24 protein-coding genes are annotated in these 23,785 nt (G+C 61.7%); 11 read left to right on the top strand and 13 right to left on the bottom strand.

Annotated features, from left to right (window positions below; translation table 11 throughout):
- Position 1 precedes the first annotated feature (1 nt).
- Positions 2 to 673 (bottom strand): DUF3313 domain-containing protein, encoded by a 672-nt coding sequence (locus NIBR502773_RS30380; protein ID WP_141157780.1) that lies wholly within the window; start codon positions 671 to 673, stop codon positions 2 to 4.
- Between the two features lie 133 nt (positions 674 to 806).
- Entirely contained in the window at positions 807 to 1,301 is a 495-nt protein-coding gene (locus NIBR502773_RS30385) for a hypothetical protein (protein ID WP_141157781.1), read from the bottom strand.
- Between the two features lie 194 nt (positions 1,302 to 1,495).
- On the opposite strand from NIBR502773_RS30385, the gene ccoN reads away from it, so the two are divergent.
- The 3 genes from ccoN (at position 1,496) to NIBR502773_RS30400 (ending at position 3,917) form a co-directional block, all read left to right on the top strand.
- A complete protein-coding gene (gene ccoN / locus NIBR502773_RS30390; RefSeq protein ID WP_141157782.1) occupies positions 1,496 to 2,923 on the top strand; it encodes a cytochrome-c oxidase, cbb3-type subunit I in 1,428 nt (475 codons plus the stop codon).
- 1 nt (position 2,924) lies between these two features.
- On the top strand, positions 2,925 to 3,134 hold the full coding sequence (locus tag NIBR502773_RS30395; protein ID WP_141157783.1) for a cbb3-type cytochrome c oxidase subunit 3: 210 nt from the start codon (positions 2,925 to 2,927) through the stop codon (positions 3,132 to 3,134).
- A 90-nt stretch (positions 3,135 to 3,224) separates the two neighbouring features.
- Entirely contained in the window at positions 3,225 to 3,917 is a 693-nt protein-coding gene (locus NIBR502773_RS30400; RefSeq protein ID WP_141157784.1) for an aspartate/glutamate racemase family protein, read from the top strand.
- On the opposite strand, the gene NIBR502773_RS30405 is transcribed toward NIBR502773_RS30400, so the two are convergent.
- The 4 genes from NIBR502773_RS30405 to NIBR502773_RS30420 form a co-directional block, all read right to left on the bottom strand.
- Positions 3,914 to 4,426, bottom strand: a complete 513-nt coding sequence (locus tag NIBR502773_RS30405) for a GNAT family N-acetyltransferase (protein WP_115487297.1) — start codon at positions 4,424 to 4,426, stop codon at positions 3,914 to 3,916. The genes NIBR502773_RS30400 and NIBR502773_RS30405 overlap by 4 nt on opposite strands.
- A 61-nt stretch (positions 4,427 to 4,487) precedes the next feature.
- On the bottom strand, positions 4,488 to 5,552 hold the full coding sequence (locus NIBR502773_RS30410; protein WP_141157785.1) for a DUF1176 domain-containing protein: 1,065 nt from the start codon (positions 5,550 to 5,552) through the stop codon (positions 4,488 to 4,490).
- 55 nt (positions 5,553 to 5,607) lie between these two features.
- Entirely contained in the window at positions 5,608 to 6,747 is a 1,140-nt protein-coding gene (locus NIBR502773_RS30415; RefSeq protein ID WP_141157786.1) for a glycerate kinase, read from the bottom strand.
- 91 nt (positions 6,748 to 6,838) lie between these two features.
- Positions 6,839 to 7,945, bottom strand: a complete 1,107-nt coding sequence (locus NIBR502773_RS30420; RefSeq protein WP_092357976.1) for a sugar diacid recognition domain-containing protein — start codon at positions 7,943 to 7,945, stop codon at positions 6,839 to 6,841.
- A gap of 173 nt (positions 7,946 to 8,118) precedes the next feature.
- Between NIBR502773_RS30420 and NIBR502773_RS30425 the strand changes: the two genes are divergently transcribed.
- Complete coding sequence (locus tag NIBR502773_RS30425; protein WP_141157787.1) at positions 8,119 to 9,429, top strand: MFS transporter; 1,311 nt, start codon at positions 8,119 to 8,121, stop codon at positions 9,427 to 9,429.
- Positions 9,430 to 9,492: 63 nt separating this feature from the next.
- Here NIBR502773_RS30425 and NIBR502773_RS30430 read toward each other — a convergent pair whose 3' ends face one another.
- Complete coding sequence (locus NIBR502773_RS30430; RefSeq protein ID WP_141157788.1) at positions 9,493 to 10,197, bottom strand: SDR family oxidoreductase; 705 nt, start codon at positions 10,195 to 10,197, stop codon at positions 9,493 to 9,495.
- A gap of 101 nt (positions 10,198 to 10,298) precedes the next feature.
- Here NIBR502773_RS30430 and NIBR502773_RS30435 point away from each other — a divergent pair, with 101 nt between their 5' ends.
- The 3 genes from NIBR502773_RS30435 to rarD all read left to right on the top strand — a co-directional run bounded on the left by NIBR502773_RS30435 (position 10,299) and on the right by rarD (position 13,574).
- Positions 10,299 to 11,201: a LysR family transcriptional regulator gene (locus NIBR502773_RS30435; RefSeq protein ID WP_141157789.1), complete on the top strand. Its 903-nt coding sequence runs from the start codon at positions 10,299 to 10,301 to the stop codon at positions 11,199 to 11,201.
- Positions 11,202 to 11,282: 81 nt separating this feature from the next.
- Positions 11,283 to 12,293 carry an aldo/keto reductase gene (locus tag NIBR502773_RS30440; protein WP_141157790.1) on the top strand — a complete coding sequence of 337 codons (1,011 nt, stop codon included), beginning with the start codon at positions 11,283 to 11,285 and terminating at the stop codon, positions 12,291 to 12,293.
- Positions 12,294 to 12,692: 399 nt separating this feature from the next.
- Entirely contained in the window at positions 12,693 to 13,574 is an 882-nt protein-coding gene (gene rarD, locus NIBR502773_RS30445; RefSeq protein WP_065941765.1) for an EamA family transporter RarD, read from the top strand.
- A 56-nt stretch (positions 13,575 to 13,630) separates the two neighbouring features.
- On the opposite strand, the gene hppD is transcribed toward rarD, so the two are convergent.
- Complete coding sequence (gene hppD / locus NIBR502773_RS30450) at positions 13,631 to 14,707, bottom strand: 4-hydroxyphenylpyruvate dioxygenase (RefSeq protein WP_027606579.1); 1,077 nt, start codon at positions 14,705 to 14,707, stop codon at positions 13,631 to 13,633.
- Positions 14,708 to 14,953: 246 nt separating this feature from the next.
- Positions 14,954 to 15,877, bottom strand: a complete 924-nt coding sequence (locus NIBR502773_RS30455; RefSeq protein WP_141157791.1) for a DMT family transporter — start codon at positions 15,875 to 15,877, stop codon at positions 14,954 to 14,956.
- 77 nt (positions 15,878 to 15,954) lie between these two features.
- On the opposite strand from NIBR502773_RS30455, the gene NIBR502773_RS30460 reads away from it, so the two are divergent.
- The 3 genes from NIBR502773_RS30460 to NIBR502773_RS30470 all read left to right on the top strand — a co-directional run bounded on the left by NIBR502773_RS30460 (position 15,955) and on the right by NIBR502773_RS30470 (position 19,018).
- Complete coding sequence (locus tag NIBR502773_RS30460; RefSeq protein WP_141157792.1) at positions 15,955 to 16,881, top strand: LysR family transcriptional regulator; 927 nt, start codon at positions 15,955 to 15,957, stop codon at positions 16,879 to 16,881.
- 31 nt (positions 16,882 to 16,912) lie between these two features.
- Positions 16,913 to 18,454 (top strand): EAL domain-containing protein, encoded by a 1,542-nt coding sequence (locus NIBR502773_RS30465; protein WP_141157793.1) that lies wholly within the window; start codon positions 16,913 to 16,915, stop codon positions 18,452 to 18,454.
- Between the two features lie 198 nt (positions 18,455 to 18,652).
- Positions 18,653 to 19,018, top strand: coding sequence for a histone-like nucleoid-structuring protein, MvaT/MvaU family (locus NIBR502773_RS30470; RefSeq protein WP_027606583.1), 366 nt, complete (start codon positions 18,653 to 18,655; stop codon positions 19,016 to 19,018).
- Positions 19,019 to 19,129: 111 nt separating this feature from the next.
- Here NIBR502773_RS30470 and NIBR502773_RS30475 read toward each other — a convergent pair whose 3' ends face one another.
- Entirely contained in the window at positions 19,130 to 19,666 is a 537-nt protein-coding gene (locus NIBR502773_RS30475; protein ID WP_141157900.1) for a DUF4946 domain-containing protein, read from the bottom strand.
- 199 nt (positions 19,667 to 19,865) lie between these two features.
- Here NIBR502773_RS30475 and gloA point away from each other — a divergent pair, with 199 nt between their 5' ends.
- Complete coding sequence (gloA, locus tag NIBR502773_RS30480) at positions 19,866 to 20,387, top strand: lactoylglutathione lyase (RefSeq protein WP_115487281.1); 522 nt, start codon at positions 19,866 to 19,868, stop codon at positions 20,385 to 20,387.
- A 64-nt stretch (positions 20,388 to 20,451) separates the two neighbouring features.
- Here the strand turns inward: gloA and ahpF are convergent, their stop codons facing one another.
- The 3 genes from ahpF to NIBR502773_RS30495 all read right to left on the bottom strand — a co-directional run bounded on the left by ahpF (position 20,452) and on the right by NIBR502773_RS30495 (position 23,777).
- On the bottom strand, positions 20,452 to 22,017 hold the full coding sequence (gene ahpF / locus NIBR502773_RS30485) for an alkyl hydroperoxide reductase subunit F (RefSeq protein ID WP_141157794.1): 1,566 nt from the start codon (positions 22,015 to 22,017) through the stop codon (positions 20,452 to 20,454).
- Between the two features lie 130 nt (positions 22,018 to 22,147).
- On the bottom strand, positions 22,148 to 22,711 hold the full coding sequence (gene ahpC / locus NIBR502773_RS30490) for an alkyl hydroperoxide reductase subunit C (protein WP_003173835.1): 564 nt from the start codon (positions 22,709 to 22,711) through the stop codon (positions 22,148 to 22,150).
- A gap of 133 nt (positions 22,712 to 22,844) precedes the next feature.
- The gene (locus NIBR502773_RS30495; protein WP_141157795.1) at positions 22,845 to 23,777 is read right to left on the bottom strand and encodes a site-specific integrase; all 933 of its coding nucleotides are present in this window, start codon (positions 23,775 to 23,777) and stop codon (positions 22,845 to 22,847) included.
- Positions 23,778 to 23,785 lie beyond the last annotated feature (8 nt).

Below are 23,785 nucleotides of genomic sequence, written 5' to 3' on the forward strand. Positions count from 1 at the left end.
CCTAGTGTTTTTTCAGCTTCACATACGACTGATGCAAGTCCGACGCCCAGCCATCGATCACGCCTTTCACGTCATCGGCCTTCATCACCTGCGAGTCGTTGGACAGCGGCTTGCCCGTGCCCTTGCGCACCACTTGGGCGAGCACCTTGCCACTGGCACCGTCGAGGAACTGCGCCTCGGTGCCGAGGGTGGTTTCCTGGTCGCGGATGCCGGTACCGGTACTCACCGCTGCCGCCACCAGGGCCACGGGCACGAATTCATAGGGTTTGAGGCCTTCGGTCTTGCTGCTGACGGCGGTGATCGCCGCACGTACCACCATCACACCGGGGCCGGGCCCGTTGGCCAGGGGCAGTGATTTGCCCAGCTCACGCTTGAGCGCCTGGTTGAAGTAGGTGTTGATGCCATTGAGGGTGCTGTCGGGGATTTTCGTGGTGGCCTGGGGCTTGGGGTAGAACTGCGTCGGTTCGATATACACCGCGTTATAGCGGCTCAGGTCGAGTTGGGGGTCTACCCAGCGCATCACCTCGACCCCCGAAGGCGACTTGGCTTCCTTGAGTTGGCTGTAGTCGGACAGAAAGCCTGAGTACTCGTCCGGTTGGGTGACCTTGCTGGCGCAGCCGGCCATTGCGATGGAAGCCACGCACAGCGTACTGATCATTAGCCTTAGTTTCATCATTGAACTCCCTGGCGATCATCATCTAAACATGGAGCTGTAGGTATAGCCAATCCTGGGCAAAAAATACGTATTTCCACCCAGTGTTTGACACACCGGCGTCCCCATCGACGTTGCGCGAAGCGGGAGCCCCTCAGCCGCGTTCGCGCGGAATCAGGCTCTGCAACTGCGAGGCCAGGAAATTGGCGTCGAAGCCAAAGGTGTCCGGGTCTTTGAGGCCATTGGTTTTCTTCCACAGCCAGTCGTTTTTGTCGGCCGGCAGCACCAGCGACACACTGCCGTGGCGGGCAGCGGTCAAGCCCATCACTGACACCGAGATCAAGCCGCCCACGCCCATGACTTCAGGCACGAACTCCACGGTCTTACCGGTGATCTGCACCAGCAGCTTTTCGGTCTTGAAGGTCGAGGTCTCCACCGGCACGCCCGGCCCGCTGGCGACATAGGCTTCACGGTGCACCTCCAGCAGGCCGACAGTCTTGACCGGTTCCAGCCATTGCTCGATCTGCCCGAACAGCTCGTCGAGCTTGTGCGTCCAGCGCGCCGACTGCACATCGAACTGTTGCTTCTTGTGCGCTTCGCTATCGGCGTAATGACGAAGCATCTCGCCCAGTTGCTGTACATCGTCCATTGCGGATTTCCTTGGGTGTGCCAGGTTGCGATGCCCGATCATGGCAGATGCGGCCACTCACCGTACGATTAACGCTGACAGGCCAGTGGGCGTGCTTGTCGACTGATCCGCTGTAATGAGCTTTTTCTGAGCCTGTTTTGTTTTTCCCGCGTTTCCTACAGTGCCCGCCACTTGGAACCGTGGGAGGACTGAGCATGAGCACCGCAACAACCGAGCAGGCCTACAACTATAAAGTCGTCCGCCAATTCGTGATCGCCACCCTTGTGTGGGGCGTGGTGGGCATGGCCATGGGCGTGTGGATCGCCTCACAACTGGTCTGGCCGCAGATGAACCTGGACCTGCCCTGGACCACGTTCGGCCGGCTGCGGCCGTTGCACACCAGCCTGGTGATCTTTGGCTTCGCCGGCAGTGCGCAATTTGCCGCCAGCTACTATGCGGTGCAACGGACCTGCCAGGTGCGCCTGTTTTCCGACCGTCTCGCCGCGTTTACCTTCTGGGGCTGGCAGTCGGTGATCGTGATCATGCTGGTCAGCCTGCCCCTGGGCTACACCACCACCAAGGAATACGCCGAGATCGAGTTTTCCGGCGCGGTGTGGATGACCGTGGTGTGGGTGGCCTACGCCATTGTGTTCTTCACCACGGTGGTAAGGCGCAAGACCCGGCATATCTACGTGGGCAACTGGTTTTTCGGCGCGTTTATCCTGGTGATCGCCATGTTGCACGTGGTCAATCACCTGGCAATCCCGGTGGATTGGTTCAAGTCCTACCCGGTGTATTCCGGCGCGACCGATGCCATGGTGCAGTGGTGGTACGGGCATAACGCCGTGGGCTTTTTCCTGACCACCGGTTTCCTGGGGATGATGTATTACTTCGTGCCCAAGCAAGTGGGCCGGCCGGTGTACTCCTATCGACTGTCCATCGTGCACTTCTGGGCGTTGATCACCCTGTACATCTGGGCCGGCCCGCACCATTTGCACTACACCGCCTTGCCCGATTGGGCGCAGTCACTGGGCATGGCCATGTCGCTGATCCTGCTGGCCCCGAGCTGGGGCGGCATGATCAACGGCATGATGACCTTGTCCGGTGCCTGGCATAAGCTGCGCACCGACCCGATCCTGCGCTTCCTGGTGCTGTCCCTGGCGTTCTATGGCATGTCGACCTTCGAAGGTCCGATGATGGCGATCAAGACCGTCAACGCCCTCTCCCACTACACCGACTGGACCATCGGCCACGTACACGCCGGAGCCCTGGGCTGGGTGGCGATGATCACCTTCGGCTCGCTGTACCACATGATCCCCAAGCTGTTCGGCCGCGAGCAGATGCACAGCGTGGCGCTGATCAACCTGCACTTCTGGCTGGCAACCATCGGCACGGTGCTGTACATCGCGTCGATGTGGGTCAACGGCATCACCCAAGGCCTGATGTGGCGCGCGGTGAACGACGACGGCACCCTCACCTACTCGTTTGTCGAAGCCTTGCAGGCCAGCCATCCGGGGTTTGTGGTGCGGTTTACGGGGGGCGTGTTTTTCCTCACGGGCATGTTGCTGATGGCCTACAACACCTGGCGCACGGTGCGGGTCGCAGACTTGAACGTGGCCCGGCTCGATGCGCGGATCGCCTGATATGTGGAGCTTGCTGATCGTGGTGTGCCTGTACGCTGCGGTGGAGTATTGCCTGCGCGGGCAGTCCGAGACGAGCCTGGACGAAGCCAGCATGTTGCCGTTCACCGACGACCCGGAGGTGGCGCGGCGCGTGGAGCAGGCCACGGGTAAACCCATCCACGCCATTGCCGCGGAGCAACCCCGGCCGGGATGGGTCAACCTGGACATGTGAAACTGCTCCGGTCATTTGGCGGGCAACTGCGTATGACTATTCAGCGGCTGATGGGTAAGGTGAAGCGACTTTCCCTGTCAGGAGCATCGCATGCGCACCATCGGCCTTATCGGCGGCATGAGCTGGGAGTCCAGCGCCGAGTACTACCGTATCATCAACCAGCGCGTGCGCGACCAGCTCGGCCCGCTGCGCTCGGCCCAGGTGTTGATGTACAGCGTGGACTTCGGCCCGGTGGAACAGGCCCAGCACGCCGGGCGTTGGGATGACACCGCGCTGATCCTGGAAGACGCCGCGCGCCGTTTGCAGGCCGGCGGCGCCGAGTGTGTGGTGCTGTGTACCAACACCATGCATTTGGTGGCGCCGCGTATCGAGGCGGCGGTGTCGATTCCGTTCCTGCATATCGCCGATGCGGCCGCTGCGGCGGCGGTGGCGGCCGGTACCTTGACCGTCGGCTTGCTCGGCACCGCGTTCACCATGGAGCAGGATTTTCTCACGTCGCGCCTGGCCGCCCAGGGCCTCACCGTGCTGGTGCCGGACGCGGAGGAGCGCCGCGCCGTGCACCGGATTATCTATGAGGAATTGTGCGTCGGCGTGATCAGCGATGCGTCACGCCAGGTTTACCTTCGGGTCATCGAGTCCCTGGCCGCACGGGGTGCCCAGGCGGTCATCCTCGGCTGCACGGAAATCAGCCTGCTGGTCAAGCCCGAACACAGCGACCTGCCGCTGCTGGACACCACCGAGCTGCATGCGCAGGCTGCGGTGGCGTTTGCACTCGCGGATTAAGCCGACTGGCGCAGGCGCGCCATGCTCAGGGTGTCGACAAACACCCCATCGCGCAGGGCGTAATCACGCAAGCGCCCTTCGACCTCGAAGCCGAACTTGCGGTACAGGTGGTGCGCGGCGTCGTTGTCGGCGTACACCGTGAGTTCCACCCGGTGCAGGTTCATCCAGTTGTCGGCCACGTCCAGCGCGGCCGTCAACAGCCGCGAGCCCACGCCCTTGCCCTGCCAGGCCGTCGCCACGCCCATGCCGAACGAACCGACATGGGCCTGGCGTACGCGCAGGTACTGTTCCAGGCCCAGTTGGCCGATCACCTCGCCGCCGTGCACCGCCACCAGTTGCAGGCGCCGCTCGTTGTCGGTGACCAGGCGTTTGCGCCAGACATCCACCGACTGGAACGGCATCTGCAGCACCTGCCGGCACACGGCCGGTTCGTTATAGAGCGCCGCCACACCTTCAAGGTGGGCCTCGGTAAAGCGCTGGATCACGATATGGGGTTCAGGTGCGTGCATGGGGTTTCATCCTTTGAAAGACACGTGGCCGACCAGTGTAGAGGCCGTGCCTGCTCCCTGGCTAGGGCGCCGGCACGGTCGTCCATAACGACGGCCAGTCGCCGTAACCGACACCGGTGCAGCGCGGCATCCTATGAAACTCACTGAGCTGGAACGCCTTACCGTCAAACACCCAGACACCACCGCCGCCACAGTCACCGATGCCGCGCTGCTTGTAGAAATAACTCAAGGTGCCGGTGGCTTCGTCATAGCCCACCGAGCCTTGCAGCGCAGCGCCGTCCAACGGCAAGGGCTCAATCTCCAGCGGCGTTTGCGCATAGGGCGCCTGACGCTGGCGGCTGACCACGTCGAACTCACAGTTGTAGGCCGCGCAGTCGTAACGCACCACCGTCATCGCCTGTTGCGCCGTCAGCGCCCCGGCCTTTGCCTCGGGCTCACCCTCCTCCGGCGTGACGGCCTGCAATGCAGCGGCCACCAGGCCGGCCTGTTCCTGCGCGGTCAACGCCGGCGGCACAGGGAACTTGCGCAGCACCGGTGTCGGCAAACGTGGCGGCACCTCATGGGCCGGCGCTTTTCCGGGGCGTGCCAGGGCCGTCACGTTATCCACCCGCCCCTGCACCGCATCCATCAACAGCAGCGAAGCGCTCAGGCCGCTCAGCGACACATGGGCCTGCTCATCGCCCGGCAATTGCAGGCGCTGGCCATTGCGCAAACGCTGCAACCAGCGCCGCGCCGCAGCGTCCTCGATCACGCCGTAAGACTGCACTTCGGGATCGCCGCCCTGATCGTCCAGTTCCACATGCAGATCCCGGGTCAGCTCCAGGCCCAGCGGCTGACCGTCCAACAGCAAGGTCGACAGGTCCAGCGCTTCGCCGCGGTGGTCGAAGCGCAAGCGCAGATACCCTTCGGGACCGGCCTGATGCCAGATATGCAAGGTCAGGGAGCTGTAGTCTTCTTCATCGACGCCACTGGGCGCGCTGAGGGCATGACAATTGCGCAGGTTATCGCACCCGGTGACCCAGTTCTTGATTTCCCGCAGCAGCGGTACGGTTTCAGCGGGCGGTTGAGCGAAGGCCTGGTTGGCGCTGCCGGTCAGCAGCAGGGCGAGGAGTACGGGGCGCAGCATGGGGACTCTCCGTGTCGAAAAATGGCGCGGATTGTCCCATGTTCGACGTGATGCGTCAGCGCTTGGCCGCCACACGCCACACCCGCGCAATATCCGCCGCGCGCTCGCGCAGCAAACGCGGCGCCTCACTGCAGGCCTGCTCCAGGCTTATCGGGCCGCTCGGCAAGGCAAACGCCGCTGCCACGCCATGGGCGTACATCTGCTCGTAGCCGTCGCCCAGGGTGCCGGCGATGACAATCACCGGTACGCCGTGTTGCCGGGCGATGCGGGCCACGCCGAAGGGGGTTTTGCCGCGCAGGGTCTGGGCGTCGAAGCGGCCTTCGCCGGTGATGACCAGGTCGGCGCCGCGTACGGCGTCGTCAAGGCCTACCAACTCGGCGACGACTTCCACGCCCGCGCGGAACTGCGCGCCGAGGAACGCCTTGGCGGCGAAACCCAGGCCGCCGGCGGCGCCGCTGCCGGGCTCGTCACGCACGTCCTTGGGCAGGACGTTGGCGCAGTGATCGGCGAAGTGGCCGAGGGCGGCGTCCAGTTGTTGCACCTGCTCGGGGTTGGCGCCTTTTTGCGGGCCGAATATCGCTGAGGCACCGTGGGGGCCGCACAGCGGGTTGTTCACATCGGCGGCGATTTCAAAGCGTACCTGGGCCAGGCGCGGGTCGAGTTTTTCCAGGTTTATACGCGCCAACCGCGACAAGGCCAGGCCTCCCGGTGGCAAGGCCTGATCCGCAGCGTCGAACAGTTGCACGCCCAGGGCTTGCATCGCCCCCGCGCCGCCGTCGTTGGTGGCGCTGCCGCCAATCGCCAGGATGATGCGCCGGGCCCCCAGATCCAGGGCCGCGCGAATCAGCTCGCCAGTGCCGTAGGTGCTGCTGGTGCACGCATCGCGCTGGCCTGGCGCTACCAATTGCAGGCCGCTGGCTTCGGCCATTTCGATGATCGCGGTGTGGCTGTCGGCCAGCCAGCCCCAGCGTGCTTCCACCGCAGTGCCCAAAGGCCCGCGCACCGCCTGTTGGCGCAATTGGCCGTTACAAGCGGCGAGCACCGCGTCCACCGTGCCTTCACCACCGTCCGCCATCGGGCACTGGATCAACTGTGCGTCCGGCCAGACTTGCGCCAGCCCTGCGGCAATGGCCTGGGCGACGCCCTCGGCACTCAGGCTGTCCTTGAACGAGTCGGGGGCGATGATGACTTTCATGGGCTTTCTCCGATTTTTATCACGCCCATGCTGCCAGTTGGCACCGCCGCTGACGCCGGTCCGATGCACAAGTACGGGTAAGGTTTGTTGTTCATTCCGACAAAGCCTGGGGCAGCAGCTGCACGCCGAGGTACAGCGCCAGCATGCCATCCAGGGTCAGCGGGTCGACGCCGCTGAGTTCGGCGATGCGCTCCATACGGTAACGCAGGCTGTTGCGGTGAATGCCGAGGGCGTCGGCACAGGCCTGGCTTTGCCCATCGTGTTCGCACCAACTGCGCAGCGTGGCCAGGAGTTGGCCGTTGCTGTCCTTGGCCAGCACCTTGCGCAAGGGGTTGAGCAGTTCGTCCAGGGCATCGTCGTTGCGATGACGCCAGAGCATCACGGGCAGGCGGTAGCGGTTGAGGGTCAACAGCCGCGAGTGCGGCAGTACATCGCGACCGTAGGCCAGCAAATCGCCGACCCGCCGATAACACCGGCGCAATCCGGCCAGGCCATCCGCCTGGCCGCCGACGGCCACCCGCAGGATGTTCCAGCCCAGGCCCTGGAGCTTTTCCAGCAACCGTGGATTGTCCACCTGCTGCGCCGCCGGTCGGCACCACAGCAGCGAGAACTGCGCCGAGCTCACGCACCAACTGTCCGGATAGCGCGAGGTCAGCCAGGTGTTCAAGGCCTCCGCCGATTGGCCCGCCCCCAGTTCGAACAGGTACGGCGTGCGTGCCAGCTGCGGCTTGAGGCCCAATTGCTGGGCTTCGTCGACCAGGCGTGGTGAGTCGCCGCTGTCGGCGAGGAGCAACGCCAACAGATCATCGCAACGCTGGCGTCGCCATTGCTGCTCGGCTTGCTGATGACGATGGCTGACGAGCATTTCGGCGGTCATGCGCACCAATTCGGCATAGGTGCGCAACAGCTCGGGCTCGCCGGTGATACCCAGCACGCCAATCAAGCGCTGATCGTGCATCAGCGGCAGGTTAATGCCCGGCTGCACGCCCTTGAGGTGCTTGGCGGTCTGCCCGTCGATCTCGACCACACGACCGTTGGCCAGCACCAGTTGTGCGCCTTCGTGGCGGGTGTTGATGCGCTCGGGTTCGCCGCTGCCGAGGATCAGGCCTTGGCTGTCCATGACGTTGACGTTATAAGGCAGGATCGCCATGGTGCGATTGACGATATCCTGCGCCAGGTCATGATCCAGCTCGAACATGCGGCCATCTCCTTAAAAGAAAGTCCTTGAAAGCGTGGTTGTTCATCGGCACAGCGCAAAGCATGCATCCCTGTGCGCAAGCACAAAGACAGCACCCCGCCACGTGGCCGAGACTCATTGGGCGATCGACGTTACCTTCGCATCGCGAAAAATCATAATAAAGAGAGACTCCCATGTCACAGAGCGCCGCTGTCACACTGGCCACCGATGACGATAAAAACGCCATCTACAAGCGCATTACCCTGCGCCTGATCCCCTTCATTTTCATCTGCTATCTGTTCAACTACCTCGACCGGGTCAACGTTGGCTTTGCCAAGTTGCAGATGCTCGATGCGCTGAAATTCAGCGAAACCGTGTACGGCCTGGGTGCCGGGATCTTCTTTATCGGCTACGTGCTGTGTGGCGTGCCGAGCAACCTGGCGCTGACCAGATTCGGTCCACGGCGCTGGATTGCCTTGATGATGATCGTCTGGGGCACGCTGTCCACCTGCCTGTTGTTCGTCACCACGCCGACGCATTTCTATACCTTGCGCCTGTTTACCGGTGCGGCTGAAGCCGGCTTCTTTCCGGGTGTGGTGCTGTACCTCTCGCAGTGGTTCCCGACGTTTCGTCGTGGGCGGATCATGGCGCTGTTCATGTCGGCGATCCCGGTGTCCGGTTTGCTTGGCAGCCCGTTTTCCGGCTGGATCCTCAACCACTTCGCCGCCGGCCAGGGCGGCCTGGCAGGCTGGCAATGGATGTTCCTGCTGCAAGGCATCCCGACCGTGATCCTCGGCGCCCTCGCCTACTTCCTGCTCAGCGACAGCTTTGCCCATGCCAAGTGGCTCAAGCCCCACGAACGCGCCGTGCTGGAAGCCGACCAGGCCACCGACCTGGCCAACAAGCCGAAAACCACCAGCGATTCACTCGCCGAAGTGTTCAAGAACCCGGCGATCTGGGCGTTCGGCCTGATCTACTTCTGCATCCAGAGTGGCGTATACGCCATCAACTTCTGGCTGCCGTCGATCATCAAGAACCTGGGCTTCAGCGATAACCTGGTGATCGGCTGGCTCAGTGCGATTCCGTACCTGCTGGCAGCGGTGTTCATGTTGCTGGTGGGCCGCTCGGCGGACTTGCGCAAGGAGCGTCGCTGGCACTTGGTGGTGCCGATGCTGATGGGTGCCATCGGCCTGGTGATCGCGGTGAACTTCGCCACCACGCCGGCCATCGCCATACTCGGCCTGACCATCGCCACCATGGGCGCCCTCACCGGCCTGCCAATGTTCTGGCCGGTGCCGACCGCCATGCTCAGCGCGGGCGCAGCCGCCGGCGGCCTGGCGCTGATCAACTCCATGGGCCAGATGGCCGGCTTCCTCAGCCCGTATATCGTCGGTTTTGTGAAGGATACCACCGGGTCCACGGATGTGGCGCTGTACCTGCTGGCGGCGGTGATTGTGGCGGGCGTTGTGCTGGCGTTGCGGATGACGCGGACCTTGAAGGTTTAACGCGGTCCATGTGGGAGGGCGGTGCGTCGATTCGACTTGCCCCCTCCCACAATGGGTCTGCGTTTACAGCAGGCCGCCGCCGTTGATATCAATGACAGCACCGGTCATAAAGCCATTTTCCATGGCCAGCACATACCCCGCCGCCACGTCCTCGGCCTGCCCCACACGCCCCACCGGCAGCGCGTCCCCCGCCTTGGCCAACATCGCCAGGCGCTGGTCCTCGGCCAACCCCGCATACGCCGGGGTATCAATTACACCAGGGCTCACCACGTTGACCCGACGCGGCGCCAACTCCTTGGCCAACTGCTTGCCCAGGGCTTCAGTGGCAGCGTTGATACCGACTTTGATGAACTGCCCCGGCACCCATTTACGCCCCAGTTGCCCGGAGGTCAGGCTGATGCTGCCGTGCTCATCGAGGAAAGGCAGCGCGTGCTGGATCGCCCGCAAGGCGCCCCAGAGTTTCACGTTAAAGTTGTCCTGAGCCTCGCCCAGATCGGTTTCGGCCAGGGCCTTGGCGCGCACCGAGGGGCCGGAGGTGTACACCAGATGGTCAAACCGCCCGACGGTTTCGAACAACCGTTGCAGGGACGCGGCATCGGTGACGTCCACCGGTTCGCTGCGCAGGCCGTTGTCGCGGCCTGACGATAGGCGCCGCCCCGCCAGCACCACCTGGGCACCGCGTGCAGCAGCGGCCTTGGCCACGGCTGCACCGATGCCGCTGCTGCCGCCAATGACGATGACCGTTTTGCCGTTGAGTGAGGAATTCATGGGGTAGTGTCCTGGGTCAGAAAGTGAGCGTTCATCTTCCCAGCTTGGCAATCGGCGAAAAATCCCGGTAAAACGACAAGATCTTTAAAGGATTTTTACAAATGAGCTCAATCCTCGACCTTGAAGTGTTCGCGCGCACCGCCGACACCGGCAGCCTGTCTGCCGCCGCACGCGGGCTCGGCCTGACCCCCGCAGCGGCGAGCATTGCCCTCAAGCGCCTGGAAACCCGCTTGGGTACCCGCCTGCTGGCACGCTCCACCCGCAGCATGCGCCTGACCGAAGAAGGCCGGCGTTACCTCGACAGCGTGCGCGAGGCCCTGGCCGCCTTGGCCGAAGGCGAGCAAGCGCTCAAGCAGCAGAGCCAGGGCCTGACCGGCTTGTTGCAGTTGGCCGCACCCTCGGATTTCGGCCGTAATGTGGTGCTGGGCTGGCTGGATGAGTTCAAGCTGGAACACCCGCACATCCGCCTGCAACTACTGCTCAACGACAGCAATGCCGACCTGTTCCGCGACACCGTCGACATCGCCCTGCGCTTCGGCGTCCCACGGGACTCCAGCCTGGTGGCGCTGCCGGTGGTGCCCGATCACCAACGCCTGCCCTGCGCCAGCCCCGACTACCTGGCACGCCACGGCACGCCGCACACCCCGGCGGAGTTGGCGCAACACAATACGCTGCGGTACATGCGCCAGGGCCGGGCCAACAGCATCTGGTACTTCCGCCAGGGCACCACGTTGCAGGAAGTGGAAGTGACGGGCGACTACCTGAGCGATGACGGTGAGATTGTGCGGCGTTGGGCACTGGCCGGCCACGGGATTGCCTACAAGGCCAACCTCGACATCGCCCGGGACCTCAAGGCCGGACGGCTGGTGCACCTGCTGCCGGACTGGCAGGGCGAACCCACGCCGTTCAACCTGATGTGCCCGCACCGCCTGCAAGTGTCGGAGCGGGTGAAAGTGCTGCACCGGTTTCTACAAGTGCGTTGCCAGGCCTTGCTGAGTGCATGAAGAAACGCGCGCAGGGCTTGTTCCAGAGCCGTCGAGTCTGCTATTGCATAGGCCATGTCTCACAGCCGCAAGGAGCTTTGCATGATTTACCGCACATTGGGCCAGTCCGGTTTGAAGGTCAGCGCCTTGACCCTGGGCACCATGATGTTTGGCGAACAGACCCACACCGAGGACTCGCTGCGCATCATCGACAAGGCCTGGGACCAGGGCATCAATTTCATCGACACGGCGGATGTCTACACCGGAGGGCGCTCCGAGGAAATCGTCGGCGAAGCCATCGCTCGCCATCGTCAGGATTGGGTGGTGGCGTCTAAAGTCGCCATTGGCCCCACCGAGGGCCTGCCCAACCGCAGCGGCTTGAGCCGCAAGCGCATCTTCAACGCGCTGGAAGCCAGCCTCACCCGCCTCGATACCGACTACCTCGACATCTACTACCTGCACCGCGAAGATCACGACACCCCGCTGGAGGTGACGGTATCGGCCATCGGCGACCTGATTCGCCAGGGCAAGATCCGTTACTGGGGACTGTCCAACTATCGTGGCTGGCGGATTGCCGAGGTGATCCGCGTCGCCGAGCGCCTGGGCGTGGACAGGCCGGTAATCAGCCAGCCGCTTTACAACATCGTCAACCGCCAGGCTGAAGTCGAACAGATCACTGCCGCCGCCGCATACGGCCTGGGCGTGGTGCCTTACAGCCCTCTGGCGCGTGGAGTACTCAGCGGTAAATACGCGCCGGACGTCACCCCGGAGGCCGGCAGCCGCGCGGCACGCCAGGACAAACGCATCCTGGAAACCGAATGGCGCATGGAGTCGTTGCGTATCGCCCAGCAGATTCAGCAATACACCCAGGGCCGTGGCGTGGGGATTGTCGAGTTTGCCATCGCCTGGGTGCTGAACAACGCGGCGGTGAGCTCGGCGATCGTGGGGCCGCGCACTGAGGCGCAGTGGGACGCCTACACCGGTGCGCTGGACGTGAAGATCACGGCTGAGGATGAAGCGTTCATTGATTCGTTGGTAACGCCGGGGCATTCATCCACACCGGGGTTCAATGATGTGGGCCATTTTGTCTCGGGCCGAGTGGCGCGCGCATAGCCTGATTGACCAAGTAAGGGTTGCGCAGCGGCCTTCTGTGGCGAGCGGGCTTGTTGTGGTGAGCAGGCTTGCTGTGGTGAGCGGGCTTGCCCCGCGCTGGGCTGCGCAGCAGCCCCAATAACTGGCGACGAGGTTTTCCTGGAAAAGCGCGACGGCTTTGAAGGGTTGCTTCGCAGCCCAGCGCGGGGCAAGCCCGCTCACCACCACAACAACAACAACAACAACAACAACAACACCCCGACTGCCCCGGCTGCCCCGACCAAGCAGACCCAGACAGCGGCAGCGAGACATTTTCCTGAAAAACGCCCCAAAACAGCGCACCCTTCCCGCTTCAAAAGCACCATAATCCCCTGTTGAAACTCCCTCTACTTGTTTGAAATCGGTTTTCGCGAGGACAACGTGTCTAAAGGTGTCGTGTTATCGGTGTCGGCCTCGGTGTTGTTTGCCGTGATGTATTACTTCACGTCATTGCTGACGCCATTGAGCGGCCTGGAAATTTTCGGCTGGCGCATGTTGCTGACCGTGCCGTGCATGACGGTGTTCATGATCGTCAGCGGCGAATGGCGGCGGGTGTGGGAATTGCTGCAAGTACTCGCAGCCAAGCCGCGGCTGATCGGCGGTGTGGTGCTGTCGTCGGCGTTGCTGGGCGTGCAGTTGTGGTTGTTCATGTGGGCGCCGCTGAACGGGCGCAGCCTGGATGTATCGGTGGGTTACTTCCTGCTGCCGCTGACCATGGTGCTGACCGGGCGCCTGGTATGGGGCGAACAGCTGTCCTACCTGCAAAAGCTTGCAGTGTTTTTTGCCGGCCTTGGGGTAATCAACGAGCTGTTCCAGGCCGGCGGTTTTTCCTGGGCGACGCTGGTGGTGATCATCGGCTACCCGCTGTATTTCATTGCGCGCAAATACCTCAAGACCGACCATCTTGGCGGACTGTGGCTGGACATGGCGCTGATGCTGCCGGTGGCCTGGTGGTTTGTGCAAAGCGGCGAACAGGGCTTCGCGGTGATGGATGCCCACCCCAAGCTGTACGGGTTGATCCCGATGCTGGGCCTGATCAGCGCCTCGGCGCTGGTGAGCTATATCATCGCCAGCCGCCTGCTGGCGTTCAGCCTGTTCGGACTGCTCAGTTATGTCGAGCCGGTGCTGTTGCTGGTAGTGGCGCTGCTGCTGGGTGAAGGCATCAAGGCTGGCGAATGGTTGACTTACATCCCGATCTGGATGGCGGTCATGGTCCTGGTGTTCGAAGGGTTCAAGCATTTGGTGCGCCAGCGCCGGGCCTGAATGCCAAGCGACAAAAAGCCCGACCGAGGCGTCCCTCGGTCGGGCTTTTTTCATGCTCAGTCGGCGGTCAACACACCACGACGTACCTGGTCCCGCTCGATGGACTCGAACAGCGCCTTGAAGTTACCCTCGCCAAACCCATCATCGCCCTTGCGCTGGATGAACTCGAAGAACACCGGGCCCATCAGGGTTTCCGAGAAGATCTGCAGCAACAGGCGCTTGTCGCCTTCGATGGACGAGCCGTCCAGCAGGATGCCCCGCGCCTGCAATTGATCCACCGGTTCGCCGTGGTTCGGCAGGCGACCTTCGAGCATTTCGTAGTAGGTGTCCGGCGGCGCGGTCATGAAGCGCATGCCGATCTTCTTGAGTGCGTCCCAGGTCTTGACCAGGTCGTCGGTGAGGAACGCGACGTGCTGGATGCCCTCGCCATTGAACTGCATCAGGAACTCTTCGATCTGCCCGGCGCCCTTGGACGACTCTTCGTTCAGCGGGATGCGGATCATGCCGTCCGGGGCGCTCATGGCCTTGGACGTCAGGCCGGTGTATTCACCCTTGATATCGAAGTAGCGCGCTTCACGGAAGTTGAACAGTTTCTCGTAGAAGCCGGCCCAGTAGGCCATGCGCCCGCGGTAGACGTTGTGGGTCAGGTGGTCGATGACCTTGAGGCCGGCACCTTGCGGGTTGCGCTCGACGCCGTCGAGGTAGACGAAGTCGATGTCATAGATCGAGCTGCCCTCACCAAAACGGTCGATCAGGTACAGCGGCGCGCCGCCGATGCCCTTGATGGCCGGCAGGTTCAGCTCCATCGGGCCGGTTTCGATATGGATGGGCTGGGCACCCAGTTCCAGGGCGCGGTTGTAGGCTTTTTGCGAGTCCTTGACGCGGAACGCCATGCCGCACACCGACGGGCCGTGCTCGGCGGCGAAATAGGAGGCGATGCTGTTGGGCTCATTGTTGAGGATCAGGTTGATCTCGCCCTGGCGGAACAGCTGGACGTTCTTGGAGCGGTGATTCGCGACTTTGGTGAAGCCCATGATCTCGAAGATCGGCTCCAGGGTGCCCGGGGTCGGCGATGCGAATTCGATAAATTCAAAGCCCATCAGGCCCATTGGGTTTTCGTAGTGGTCGGTCATGGCCGGTGCCTCATCATTCTTGTGGGTAGCAATTGGTTATGTGCGAGCAAGGATGAGGTCGGAGGGCGGCGCGCAGGAAAGGCCTCGCACACTGCGGGCGAGGAAGTCACCAAAGATGAGGGGGGAGCCGAGTAGCTTCATGGTTACATCAGTCTCTGACGGCCGAGGCTTGCGTGAGCGCAAGTCCATATTCTTGTATGCGTAAATCGATTCTACACAGCGTAACCGTATTTGTCCGTACTCTTATCAAATCCCCATTGCCCTGGGCTGTGCAAGGGGTTTGTTGCACAGGTAGATGCCCAGCAGGATGACGGCCCCGCCCGCCAGCATGGGCGCCGTCAGTTGCTCCCCCAGCAGCAAGGCACCGCAGATCACCGCCGTCAGTGGGTTGAGTGCGATAAACACGCCGGAGCGCGTCGCGCCGATACGCCGGATGCCGTCGTAGTAACCGATATACGCCAGCGCCGAGCCCAACACGCCGAGGTAGGCCAGGCTGAGCCACTGGGTGAGCTGCAAGCGGCCGAGCGCTTCTACGCTGACGCTTGCGGTAACAAACGCGGTACTGGTCAACATCAACGTGCCCAGCAGCACCGACCAGGTGACCGTCTGCAATGGCCCCAGGCTTTGGTTGAGCCCACGGGCACACAACGAATAAACGCCCCACCCTGCCACGCAGCCAAGGATCAGCAGATCGCCGATCCAGGCATCGGCGGTGGCCTGCAACAACTGCGGGTTACGACTGACAATGACCGTCCCGGCACCGACCAGGCACAACAGGATCCCCAGCAGCTTGATCCGACTCAGCCGCTCCTTGAATAACAGCCAGCTCGCCAGGCCGATCACCGCCGGGTTCAACGCCACGATCAACGAAGCCCGCGACGCATTGATGTACTGCAAGCCATAGAAGAAGCACAGGTTGTAGAAAAAAATCCCGCAGAAGCCCAGTACCGCCAGTTGCGCAAACTGCCGAAGGTTCGGGCGTAACAGACGAATACGCGCGCAGGCGATGAACAGCAACAACGCCAGGCTGGCGAGGATAAAACGCAGGCTGGCGGCCAGCAGCGGATTGAGTTGGTCGGCCAGGAAGCGCCCGGCGACAAAGGTGCCGCCCCAGATCATGGTGACGGCGGCGAGTTTGCAATAAGTCAGGTAATCGGAGGCGGGATGCATGGGGATGGCTCTAAGTACGGAGAGAATTGGCGTATTCTTCAGCTAATATCTGATCATCGTAAAATGAGCTTTCACTCATGACCCTGACCCAATTGGAAATCTTCTCGCTGGTCGCCGAGCTGCAGGGCTTCACCAGTGCCGCCCACCGCCTGGGCATCAGCCAATCGGCGGTGTCCCATGCTATCAAGGCCCTGGAGCAGGAACTGGGTGTGGAGCTGTTTCGGCGCCACCAGTCGCTGGTAGAACCCAGCGACATCGGCCAGCAATTACTCGGACGTGCCCGTGCCATGCTCGGCCTGGCCAACACCCTGCAACAAGAAGCGGCCGATGCCCGTGGCATGCGACGCGGTACTTTGCGCATCGGCTCGTTCGGGCCGACCGCGTCGATTCGCCTGCTGCCTACCATCCTCAGCCAGTTTCGCAGCGCCCATCCGGGGATTGAGGTGCATGTGGACGAAGGGCCCGACCGCCAGGTGCTGCAGTGGCTGGATGAGCGACGGATCGATGTGGGCTTTGTGGTGCTGGAACAGGAGCGCTTCGACACCTTTGCCGTGTTCGAGGACCAGATGGTGGCGCTGCTGCCGGCAGATCATCCATTGGCTGCGCGGGACACGCTGACCCTGCCGGACCTGTGTGACGATGCCTTTATCCTGACCGAAGCCGGCTCCTCGGAGTTAGTCACCCGCCTGTTCGACGTCGGCCAACTGCGGCCAAAGGTGCGTTACCGCTGCGCGCAACTGCTGAGCACCCTGGAAGCGGTCAGCCGTGGGGACGGCCTGAGCATCGTCGCCGAAGCGTCGCTGCCCCAGGCACTTGATCCGCGCTATGTGAAGCGACCGCTCTCGCCCCGTGTGCCGCGCCAGATCGGCCTGGCGGTGCTGGATCGGCGGCAGTCGTCACCGGCGACCCTGGCCTTTATCGAGATTGCGCAAAACCTTGTCAGGGCGAGCAAATTCCAAACGGGCCATCTATCATCGGAACATTCCCCGCCGGCCTGCCGGTAAAGCCCGCCCCCTGCGCAACAGGCCTGAACCCATGCCCCTCACTGTCAAAGGCCCGCGAAGACTTCTCACCCGCTATGCGATCAGCCTGTTGGCGGGTGTGCTGCCGATCCTGCTGGGTGCGGCCATCCTGTATTGGCAGGCCGAGCGCACCCTTGAACAAAGCACAGCGCAAACCGCCCAGGAAGCCATACGTCAATTCGACCTGATGCTCGACAATACCGCCCTCGCCGCCCAGACCTTGCTGCCCCTGGCCGGACAACCGTGTGACAGTGGCGCGCAACTGGCGCTGCGTGAACAGGTCACGCGCCGGCCGTTTGTGCGGGCGACGACCTTGTCCTGGCAGAAAAACATCTATTGCAGCTCCCTGTTCGGCAGCAACTACGAGTCACCGGTAAACCCGGATGACTACGTCGATGGCCGCCTGTGGTTGATGAACGGCAACCCGGTTACACCGGATACCGCGTTGCTGGTCTACCGCCTGGTCGACGGCGACAAAGCGGCGTTTGCCTCCATCGACGGCTATCACCTGACCAACGCCCTGCGCCTGATCAGCCGCTATGCCCAGCTCGTGCTGCAAGTCGGGCCTCACTGGCTCGGCGCGGACGGCAACGTGCACGACACCGCCGTCCCGGTATTTGCCGTGGCCCATCATCATCTGGCGTCCGAGCGCTATCGCTACAGCGTCGACGCCGGCATGCCGGCCGGTGAAGTGTGGCGCTATATGCAGGCGCGTTACCCGGCGCTGTTCAGCCTGGTGGTGTTCTTTGGCGTCCTTGCGGGCCTGCTTGCGCACTGGCTGCAAAAGCGCTCCTCGGCGCCCACCCATGAGCTGCAGCGGGCCTTGGGGGCCAATGAGTTCATCCCGTACTTCCAGCCGGTGGTACGCGGTGACACCCGCGAATGGGCCGGCTGCGAAGTGCTGATGCGCTGGCAGCACCCCAAGGAAGGCCTGGTCCGGCCCGACCTGTTTATCCCGCTGGCTGAACACTCCGGCCTGATCGTGCCGATGACCCGCGCCCTGCTGCGCCAGACCGCCGCCCAACTGGCGCCCCATGCGACGCAGTTCAGCCCGGGCTTCCATATCGGCGTGAATATCACCGCGCGCCATTGCCACGACCTTGCCCTGGTGGAGGATTGCCGTGAGTTTCTCGCCGCCTTTGCACCGGGCCAGGTGACCTTGGTGCTGGAGCTGACCGAGCGCGAACTGATCGAGCCCACGGATATTACCCGCCGACTGTTCGACGCCCTGCATCAACTGGGTGTGATGATTGCCATCGATGACTTTGGTACCGGCCATTCCAGCCTGGGCTATTTGCGCAACTTCAATGTGGATTACTTGAAGATCGACCAGAGTTTTGTCGCCATGATCGGGGCCGATGCACTATCGCGGCATATTCTGGACAGCATCATCGAATTATCCGGCAAGCTGGACCTGGGCATCGTTGCAGAAGGTGTAGAGACCGCCGAGCAATGCGAGTACCTGGCCGCTCACGGCGTGGATTTCCTCCAGGGCTATCTGTTTGGAAAGCCATTACCCAGCGATGAATTCATTAAAAATCTGGCCAGCCATTGAATAGCCATGCACTAGCGGTGTTGAAATAATGTTAATAAGACAAAAGACATGATTTACTCGTGGCGGATTAACTACTACAATTTTTCTTGCCTGTGCAGAACTCGCAGGACGACTTCTTCTGTGAGTCGCCTTAACGCTATTGGCTTATAGCTTTGTCTGTAGTTGACATCAGCCAAATACACTATTGGAGTACAGATTTTGTCCAGACTCGCCGAATTTCGCGCAGCAGAAAAAGCCCTTCAAGAGCAGCTTGCCCAGCTGGAGTCCCTGAAGAACGACGCTGGCCTGAAGAAAGAAATCGAATTCGAAGAAAAGCTTCAAGGCCTGATGAAAACCTACGGCAAAGGCCTGCGCGACATCATCCTGATCCTTGATCCAAACCCGGGCAAGACCAGCGCTGCCGCCGCCAGCGCACCCAAACAGCGCCGTGCGCGCGTGGTCAAGGTTTACCACAACCCGCACACTGGCGAACTGATCGAAACCAAGGGCGGTAACCACCGTGGCCTCAAGGCCTGGAAAGAACAGTATGGCGCCGCCACTGTAGACTCCTGGCTTCGCGGCTGATCACAACGCACTAACAAAGAGCCCCGCACATGCGGGGCTTTTTTATTCAAGGGTTTGAAACAGAACTTAAATAACATTTCACTTTGTTCGGAATCGACGGGCGAAACGCACTTAAAGTTTGAGGCTGGCGCGCACCAAACTGACTTCGTCCTTGCTGGCTTCGTAAGCGTCGGCTTGACCCGCGTATGAAAAAACATACGCTTTTTCGGTATCAACAGCCCCGACCAATGTTTGTGAAAGCACGTGCCGTCCATTCTCGGTAATCACACACGTAGTTTCCACGGCTTCAAGACGACTCAGTGTTGTCGAGTGCATCTTGCTGCACACACTCTGGTAACCGCCTTGGGCAAAATCCTTCTGGATGGACTTGCGCATCTCCAACAATACGCCCTGAAGATTAACGTTATGTCCGGCTTCGATCGGCGTCCCCGTCAACTCCATCACCATCAACGTGTTGCCATTTTCGTCGTTCTTGATCGCACGCTGCCGCGAGACCGGCTGCGGGGTGGCCGGCGCGTCGCCGTCGGGCACCACCTCCTCGACCTGCCAGCCGCTGGGCCAATGAATTTCCGGGTCGCCCGCCCACGCCCAAGGGCTGGCCAACAGCAAACACAGAGCGCTCAACAGCGGTAAACGACATTCGATCATTGCAAAAGACACCCAAGGTTCAAGCGACAAAGTGTGAGCCCCGCCACCGGCCGGTCGCAAGACCTGCGCGCGCTTTTTCATTTGGCGCAGCAGGCGAGCCTTGCGTATCATGCTCCGGCTGCACGGACGCCAGCCGCAAGCCAAGGGAACGCTCCTCGCACCTGGAGCCGCGTTTGCCCCATTTTTCTCTGGAGGGCCCATGAGCCTGCACGAACTGAACACCTTCCCGGGCGTCACCGCCCAACCCGATACCGCCACCTCTAACTTCGTGTTCAACCACACCATGCTGCGGGTCAAGGACATCACCAAGTCCCTGGACTTCTACACCCGGGTCCTGGGTTTTTCCCTGGTTGAAAAGCGCGACTTCCCGGAAGCCGAATTCAGCCTGTACTTCCTGGCCCTGGTGGACAAGTCCCAGATCCCGGCCGACGCCGCCGCGCGCACCCAATGGATGAAGTCGATCCCAGGCATCCTGGAACTGACCCACAACCACGGCACCGAAAACGATGCCGACTTCGCCTACCACAACGGCAACACCGACCCGCGTGGCTTTGGCCATATCTGCATCTCGGTGCCCGATATCGTCGCCGCATGCGAACGCTTCGAAGCATTGGGCTGCGATTTCCAGAAACGCCTGACCGATGGCCGCATGAAAAGCCTGGCGTTCATCAAGGATCCGGATGGGTACTGGGTTGAGATTATTCAGCCAGCACCGCTGTAAGTTTCTAACGCACAACAAAAAACCCCATGATCACTCATGGGGTTTTTCGTTTCCGGACCTGGGCTTACGCCGGAGCGGAGGTACGGATCAAGTGATCGAAAGCACTCAGGGAAGCCTTGGCGCCCTCGCCTACTGCAATCACGATCTGCTTGTACGGCACGGTCGTCACGTCACCGGCGGCGAATACCCCTGGCAGTGAAGTTTCGCCACGGGCATCGACAATGATCTCGCCACGGGGGGTCAGTTCCACAGTGCCTTTGAGCCAGTCGGTGTTGGGCAGCAAACCGATCTGTACAAAGATGCCTTCCAGGTCCAGGGTCTTGAACTCACCGGTATCGCGGTCCTTGTAGGCCAGGCCTGTCACTTTCTGGCCATCACCTTTGACTTCACTGGTCAGCGCGCTGCTGATCACGTCAACGTTAGGCAGGCTGTACAGCTTGCGCTGCAATACCGCATCGGCGCGCAACTTGCTGTCGAACTCCAGCAAGGTCACATGGCTGACGATACCGGCCAGGTCGATGGCCGCTTCAACGCCGGAGTTACCGCCGCCGATCACCGCCACACGCTTGCCCTTGAATAGCGGACCATCGCAGTGCGGGCAGAAGCACACGCCCTTGGCCTTGTATTCCTGCTCGCCCGGTACACCCATTTCGCGCCAGCGGGCGCCGGTGGCCAGGATCACGGTCTTGGACTTGAGGGTCGCACCGCTTTCAAAGCGAATTTCGTGCAGATCACCGGGATTCTTCGCCGGCACCAGACTGCTGGCGCGCTGCAGGTTCATGATGTCCACGTCGTACTGACGCACGTGGGCTTCCAGGGCGCTGGCCAGTTTCGGCCCTTCGGTTTCCTGGACCGAGATAAAGTTCTCGATGGACATGGTGTCCAGCACCTGGCCACCAAAGCGTTCGGCGGCAACACCGGTGCGGATGCCTTTACGTGCGGCGTAGATGGCGGCTGCGGAACCGGCTGGGCCACCACCGACGACCAGCACATCAAAGGCCTCCTTGGCGCTGATTTTCTCGGCGGCTTTTTCAATGCCGCTGGTGTCGAGCTTGGCGAGGATTTCTTCCAGGCCCATGCGGCCCTGGCCGAAGTTCACACCATTCAAGTAGACGCTCGGCACCGCCATGATCTGACGTTCGTCGACTTCAGCCTGGAACAGCGCGCCGTCGATGGCGACGTGGCGGATATTCGGGTTGAGCACGGCCATCAGGTTCAGCGCCTGGACCACGTCCGGGCAGTTCTGGCAGGACAGCGAGAAGTAAGTCTCGAAGCTGAACTCGCCCTTAAGGGCGCGGATCTGTTCGATTACTTCGACACTGGCCTTCGACGGGTGGCCACCGACTTGCAGCAGGGCCAGCACCAACGAAGTGAATTCATGGCCCATGGGGATGCCGGCGAAACGCAGGCTGATATCGGCACCCGGGCGGTTAATGGAGAACGATGGCTTACGCGCATCATCGCCATCGGTCTTCAGGGTAATCAGCGTGGTGAGGCTGGTTACGTCCTGCAAAAGGGCAAGCATTTCCTGGGATTTCGCGCCGTCGTCGAGGGAGGCGACGATCTCGATCGGCTGGGTGACCCGTTCCAGGTATGACTTCAACTGAGCTTTAAGATTGGCGTCCAACATACGGGCGATTTCCTATTAATTCGGTTTATTGCAGACAAAAAAACGCCCGAGCGACTATCGCCCGGGCGTTTTGAGGGCGGATGCAGCTTACTTAAGTGCGGAGTTCCGCCCTTGATACGTCTTCACAGACTTAGATCTTGCCGACCAGGTCCAGGGACGGCGCCAGAGTGGCCTCGCCTTCTTTCCACTTGGCCGGGCACACTTCGCCTGGGTGAGCGGCTACATATTGAGCAGCCTTGATCTTGCGCAGCAGCTCGGAAGCGTCACGGCCAACACCGCCGTCGTTCAGCTCAACGATCTTGATCTGGCCTTCCGGGTTGATCACGAAGGTACCGCGGTCAGCCAGGCCAGCTTCTTCGATCAGTACGTCGAAGTTGCGGGAGATGGTCAGGGTCGGGTCGCCGATCATGGTGTACTGGATTTTGCCGATGGCTGGCGAGGTGTTGTGCCAGGCAGCGTGGGCAAAGTGGGTGTCGGTCGAAACGCTGTAGATTTCCACGCCCAGTTTCTGGAATTCGGCGTAGTTGTCGGCCAGGTCTTCCAGCTCGGTTGGGCAAACGAAGGTGAAGTCGGCTGGGTAGAAGAACACTACCGACCATTTGCCTTTCAGGTCAGCGTCGGTCACATCTACGAAGTTGCCGTTTTTGTATGCAGTTGCTTTGAACGGTTTTACTTGGCTGTTGATGATAGGCATCGTTGACTCTCCGTCAGGGGTTAAGAAGTTGATGAGGTGAATCCTACCCACTCTCTCGGCAGATGGCTCATTGGCAAACCTGATGCTGACGATTGGTTTTCCCTATCAGGTGACGGTATTAATAGAAGAAATCTCAAAGCAGCGGTTGAGTGGCCAATGTCATGCCGAGAAAGGGCGTCGCTTCAACATAGCGCATGGCGGATTTCATGTCGCTCCAGCCGACGTAACTCATCAACGACTTCAAGTCCCACCCGCTGGAATGGGCCCAGGTGGCAAAGCCCCGACGCAGCGAGTGACTGGTGTACTGCTCGGCGGCGATGCCCGCGCGCTCAAGCGCCTGGCGCAGCAGCGGTATCACGCTGTTGGGGTGCAAGCCCTCCTCCCCCAGGTTTCCCCAGCGATCGATACCGCGGAATACCGGACCGCGCACCAGGGCCGAGGCGCTGAGCCATTCGCTGTAGGCCTGCACCGGACACAGGCGCAGCAGCGCCGGGGTGTGATAGGTCTTGCCGAGGTTGTCGCGGTCACTTTTGCTGCGCGGCAGGTACAGGCGGATGCCGGCACCGGGTGTTGCCTGTACATGTTCGATGCTCAAGCGACACAACTCATCGCTGCGAAAACCACGCCAGAAGCCCAGCAGGATGAGCGCAGTGTCACGTTTGGCGCGCAGCAATCGCGGTTGGTCATGTGCATCACCGGCCTCTCGCGCTTCAGCCTCGAGGGAGGCCACGACCTGCTCCAGATGCCTGAGTTGCAACGGCTCGGCCTGCTTCTCCTGCGCCGGGTGCACGGCGCGAATGCCCTTGAGCACCTTGCGCACCACCGGCGCCTTCGTCGGATCGGGAAAGCCCTGGCTGGCATGCCATTGCGCCAATGCCGAGAGCCGCAACTTCAAGGTGTTGACTGCCAACACGCCGGCATGCGCCACCAAGTAACGAGCCACGCTGTCGCTGGTGGCCGGCAGAAATCCGCCCCAACTGACTTCGAAGTGTTCGATCGCCGCACGATAGCTGCGGCGCGTGTTATCGCGGGTGGCGGCGTTTAGGTAACGGTCCAGATCGCTCATGGGAGGCC

Origin of the sequence: Pseudomonas sp. NIBRBAC000502773 (assembly GCF_006517195.1) — a bacterium.
GTDB lineage: Bacteria > Pseudomonadota > Gammaproteobacteria > Pseudomonadales > Pseudomonadaceae > Aquipseudomonas > Aquipseudomonas marginalis.

Coding starts and splice junctions, on each gene's coding strand:
- NIBR502773_RS30415 (WP_141157786.1), bottom strand. CDS start 6,747: ATGAAAGTCATCATCGCCCCCGACTCGTTCAAGGACAGCCTGAGTGCC.
- NIBR502773_RS30385 (WP_141157781.1), bottom strand. CDS start 1,301: ATGGACGATGTACAGCAACTGGGCGAGATGCTTCGTCATTACGCCGAT.
- ahpC (WP_003173835.1), bottom strand. CDS start 22,711: ATGCCTATCATCAACAGCCAAGTAAAACCGTTCAAAGCAACTGCATAC.
- NIBR502773_RS30430 (WP_141157788.1), bottom strand. CDS start 10,197: ATGAATTCCTCACTCAACGGCAAAACGGTCATCGTCATTGGCGGCAGC.
- NIBR502773_RS30460 (WP_141157792.1), top strand. CDS start 15,955: ATGACCCTGACCCAATTGGAAATCTTCTCGCTGGTCGCCGAGCTGCAG.
- ccoN (WP_141157782.1), top strand. CDS start 1,496: ATGAGCACCGCAACAACCGAGCAGGCCTACAACTATAAAGTCGTCCGC.
- NIBR502773_RS30405 (WP_115487297.1), bottom strand. CDS start 4,426: ATGCACGCACCTGAACCCCATATCGTGATCCAGCGCTTTACCGAGGCC.
- ahpF (WP_141157794.1), bottom strand. CDS start 22,017: ATGTTGGACGCCAATCTTAAAGCTCAGTTGAAGTCATACCTGGAACGG.
- hppD (WP_027606579.1), bottom strand. CDS start 14,707: ATGACCGACCACTACGAAAACCCAATGGGCCTGATGGGCTTTGAATTT.
- NIBR502773_RS30455 (WP_141157791.1), bottom strand. CDS start 15,877: ATGCATCCCGCCTCCGATTACCTGACTTATTGCAAACTCGCCGCCGTC.
- NIBR502773_RS30425 (WP_141157787.1), top strand. CDS start 8,119: ATGTCACAGAGCGCCGCTGTCACACTGGCCACCGATGACGATAAAAAC.
- NIBR502773_RS30400 (WP_141157784.1), top strand. CDS start 3,225: ATGCGCACCATCGGCCTTATCGGCGGCATGAGCTGGGAGTCCAGCGCC.
- NIBR502773_RS30465 (WP_141157793.1), top strand. CDS start 16,913: ATGCCCCTCACTGTCAAAGGCCCGCGAAGACTTCTCACCCGCTATGCG.
- NIBR502773_RS30495 (WP_141157795.1), bottom strand. CDS start 23,777: ATGAGCGATCTGGACCGTTACCTAAACGCCGCCACCCGCGATAACACG.
- NIBR502773_RS30410 (WP_141157785.1), bottom strand. CDS start 5,552: ATGCTGCGCCCCGTACTCCTCGCCCTGCTGCTGACCGGCAGCGCCAAC.
- NIBR502773_RS30395 (WP_141157783.1), top strand. CDS start 2,925: ATGTGGAGCTTGCTGATCGTGGTGTGCCTGTACGCTGCGGTGGAGTAT.
- NIBR502773_RS30435 (WP_141157789.1), top strand. CDS start 10,299: ATGAGCTCAATCCTCGACCTTGAAGTGTTCGCGCGCACCGCCGACACC.
- NIBR502773_RS30420 (WP_092357976.1), bottom strand. CDS start 7,945: ATGTTCGAGCTGGATCATGACCTGGCGCAGGATATCGTCAATCGCACC.
- NIBR502773_RS30440 (WP_141157790.1), top strand. CDS start 11,283: ATGATTTACCGCACATTGGGCCAGTCCGGTTTGAAGGTCAGCGCCTTG.
- NIBR502773_RS30380 (WP_141157780.1), bottom strand. CDS start 673: ATGAAACTAAGGCTAATGATCAGTACGCTGTGCGTGGCTTCCATCGCA.
- gloA (WP_115487281.1), top strand. CDS start 19,866: ATGAGCCTGCACGAACTGAACACCTTCCCGGGCGTCACCGCCCAACCC.
- NIBR502773_RS30475 (WP_141157900.1), bottom strand. CDS start 19,666: ATGATCGAATGTCGTTTACCGCTGTTGAGCGCTCTGTGTTTGCTGTTG.